Below are 3,714 nucleotides of genomic sequence, written 5' to 3' on the forward strand. Positions count from 1 at the left end.
ATATAATGGTGTGGAAAAAGCACAGCATATCAGAGAGAAATTAGCGTCCTTAATGGGTGTAGCAGAATTGGTATACGCTGCTGGCATTGCAGCCGCAGTTAAATCTTCCAAAAGTTCCTCTGGCACGTGTATTCCTGAACCTATTTTTTGTAATACTGGCAGGAAGCATGCTGGTGAGAACATCTACCATGAGCATGAAATTCTCACTGAGGTTGCCGGTGGAATACCAGCTACGTTGCCGTACGAAGATGACTTCTTAAATGAAAAGGTTGGTTGTCTGTTAAATAAATATTTAATTCGCAAAGAAGGTATTTCTTCAGAAAATCAGCATCGTTGCTTCCGCTGTATCAGTGATCTTAACTGTTCTGCATTCGGTGGTGTATGGCAATATGCAGGAGTACATGGCGGAGGGTCACCCATTATGGAGACAATAGCTATTTTGGGGAATTATGACTTGGAGTTGCGTAAAAAGATTGCCAGAGAATTAGCGGGCATTAAGTAAAGTCCCACCAGTAAGGCTAGCCTTGGTGAGAGGAGGAACTCCTATGGCAGATTATTATCAAAAAGAAGTAGAAACCATGTCCAGGAAGGAACTGGCAGAGCTGCAGTTTGAGCGCTTGAAATGGCAGGTCAACCGGTGTTATCAAAATTCCCCTTTTTACCAGGAAAAGTGGCAAAAAGCTGGGTTTGAGCCGAGACATTTAAGAACTCTCGCTGACATCAGAAATATTCCAGTAGTAACCAAGAATGAGCTGCGGGATGAACAGACCCAGTACCCCCCATTCGGACGGTTCACAATGGCACCCCAAAGTCTTTGGCGGGAATTACACCCGTCTTCAGGTACTACTGGTAACCCCGTTAACACTATCTGGGCTGAGCAAGATGTTGCCAATATTACTGACGTAACCGCCCGCATGATGTGGGGCTTTGGCGTAAGGCCTGGGGACATCGTTCAAAACGGGTTTAGTTATGGTTTGTGGGTGGCGGGTATGTCAAGCCACTATGCGGCGAAGAAGTTGGGCTGCTTTGTCATACCCATCGGTGCCCAGATGACCAGTAAGCAAATACAGTACTTTAAAAATCCCGGATCCCATGTGCTTTTATCTACACCATCTTTTGCTTTGCATATTGCCGAAAAGATGGCTGAAGAGGGATTATCTCCGGAACAAATTCCCTTGCGGATAGGAGCTTTTGGCGGGGAAGGCGGTACTCAAAATGCTTCTACGCGGTCCCGGCTTGAATCCGGCCTGGGCATTGATGCCTACGATTTTTATGGATTAGCGGAAATCGGCCCCACTTTTGCCGCAGAATGCACCGCAAAAGCTGGTCTGCACTGGGCGGAAGATCATTATCTCATTGAAATTATCAATCCCGAAACGATGGAGCCTTGTGCCGAAGGGGAAATTGGTGTGCTGGTAATTACCCACCTGACCCGGGAGGCAACGCCAATGGTGCGCTACTGGACTAACGACCTGGCCAAATTAATCACTGAACCTTGTGCCTGTGGGAGGACTCATGCCCGGTCACCGGGAGGTATATTGGGACGGGCTGATGACCTTGTGGTATATAAGGGGGCCAAATTTTACCCATCACAGGTGGAAAAGGTAATTCGCAGCTTTGATTGCCTTAGTGATCAATACCGTATTGAGTTGACCCATGATGAGGAAAGGGGAGTTGATATCTGTACTGTGGTGGTTGAAAGAACCAGGGAAATTCTTGAAGAGGATTTTGTTCCTAAACTAAAAAAGGCGCTAAAGGAAGAACTTATGGTTACTCCTGAGGTTTCCATACAACCTTATGGGTATATTGAGCGTACCGCTTTTAAAGCAAAAAGGTTATATGATTTACGAAAGAAGGTCTAATTGAACTTGTTATAACCAGACAATTTCAAATATTAACAAAATAACTTTTTTAACAAAACTGCTGCTTTTATATAACATAGTTTAAACATTTCGGAGAAGGGGAAATTGGCATGAACTTACCCACCTTCAGTTTAAACGGTAAGGTGGCCCTGGTGACGGGATCCACCAAGGGAATCGGGTACGGCATTGCGTTAGCCCTGGCCCAGGCAGGAGCAGATCTCGTTATAGTTAGCCGCAATCAAGCCGATTGTGACCGTGTAGCTGGCGAAGTTCGCGGTACAGGTCGTAGAGCGATAGGTGTCGCGACTGATGTAACCCAGAATGATCAAGTGCAGAGCTTGGTGGAAAGAACCATGGCGGAATATGGCAGGATTGATATCCTGGTGAACAACGCCGGTACCGCCATCACGAAGAGAGCAGAAGATTTAACAGAGGCCGATTTTGATCGGGTGGTGGCCCTTGACCAGCGTGCGGTCTTTTTTGTGGCTCAGGCCGTCGGGCGACAGATGATTAGGCAGGGTGGTGGTCGAATCATCAACGTAGCCTCCATTCTCGGACTGGTGGGAGAACGCCAGGTGTTGCCTTATTGCGTGGCTAAGGGTGGTGTCATCCAGATGACCAGGGCACTGGCACTGGAATGGGCCAAATACAACATTAACGTTAATGCTCTCTGTCCGGGTTATGTTATTACCCCGATGAATGAAGCTGACCTCAAGAATGAAAAAATTTACAACCATCTTATCAAAAACATTCCGATGCGCCGCCTGGGACAGGTTGAAGACATGGTAGGAGCTGTAGTCTTCCTGGCCTCGGATGCCGCCAGTTATATGACTGGCCAGTGCCTGGTCATTGATGGGGGGTGGACGGCGCAGTAACTTCTGATCCCATTGAGACTCTTCCACCTACCATTTTTGTTCGTTCAGAAATTGAAGTAATCGGATCTTATTCCTTTGAGAGGGGTGAGATTCAGCGGTTAGTGGAATTGGCAGCAAATGGTCGCCTGGATCTATCCGGTTCCGTAACCGAACGATTACCATTGGAGAAAGTGAACACGGCCTTGGAACACCTGGAGAAAAAAGTGGGTAATCCCATTAGAATCGTTATAACTCAAGATTAAGGGAGTTTGCAAAGGTTGATATTCTTTGGGCAATTTCCAGACGATTTAAAAAATAAAATCAAAGGGGCTGACGCTGAATGGAAAAAATAAGGTTTTATATTTTGGATCTGGGTGTAATTGAATGCGATGAAGTATGGTTGGCAACTGCTCCCAGGCCTGGCACGTTGGAAAACAAAACTCCTCCGGCGAACTGGGTGGCCCTTCCGACCTATGCCGTTCTGGTTGAACACCCCGCGTTGGGGCGGGTACTGTATGATTGCGGCTGTAGTCCGGAATGGAAAACCAGATGGCCGAAGGGTTTGCAGGAGGTCTTCCCCTGGACGAAAGAGGTGGCATTAAAAGACCGCCTGGCAGAACTGGGCTTGAAGCCGGAAGATATTGACCTGTTGATCGTTTCTCACTTGCACATGGATCACGCCGGAAATATCGACCTCTTCAGTGGGACGAAAGCAGGTAAAAATGTGGTGGTAAGCAAGCCGGAAGCTATGTATGCCTTTTATGTGACTAATATTGGTCCGGAACCTAATGTAGGGGCTTATGTCAAGGCTGATTTTAGCAATATTCCGGGAATTGTCTACCAGCCGGTGGGGCAGGATATGGAACTTGCCAAAGGCCTGGAGCTTTTCATTCAACCGGGTCATACCCCTGGAGTGCTTGGCATGATTGTGCATACGGAAAATACCGGTACGGTAATTTTTACCTCGGACGGTATTTACAGCAGCAAGAACTATGGTC

The 3,714-nt window shown here is 47.2% G+C and carries 4 protein-coding genes; all 4 read left to right on the top strand.

Features of this window, described 5'->3' with window-relative positions; all coding sequences use genetic code 11:
* The coding region (locus ACPLUI_RS12415; protein WP_424660571.1) for a 4-hydroxyphenylacetate 3-hydroxylase C-terminal domain-containing protein at nt 1-502 on the top strand (502 nt) is incomplete at its 5' end.
* A gap of 43 nt (nt 503-545) precedes the next feature.
* Nucleotides 546-1,862, top strand: a complete 1,317-nt coding sequence (locus tag ACPLUI_RS12420; protein ID WP_424660572.1) for a phenylacetate--CoA ligase family protein — start codon at nt 546-548, stop codon at nt 1,860-1,862.
* A gap of 110 nt (nt 1,863-1,972) precedes the next feature.
* A complete protein-coding gene (locus ACPLUI_RS12425; RefSeq protein WP_424660573.1) occupies nt 1,973-2,737 on the top strand; it encodes an SDR family NAD(P)-dependent oxidoreductase in 765 nt (254 codons plus the stop codon).
* 319 nt (nt 2,738-3,056) lie between these two features.
* A partial coding sequence (locus tag ACPLUI_RS12430; RefSeq protein ID WP_424660574.1) for an N-acyl homoserine lactonase family protein occupies nt 3,057-3,714 on the top strand: 658 nt, incomplete at its 3' end.

This window comes from Desulfofundulus sp. (genome assembly GCF_049701015.1).
GTDB lineage: Bacteria > Bacillota > Desulfotomaculia > Desulfotomaculales > Desulfovirgulaceae > Desulfofundulus.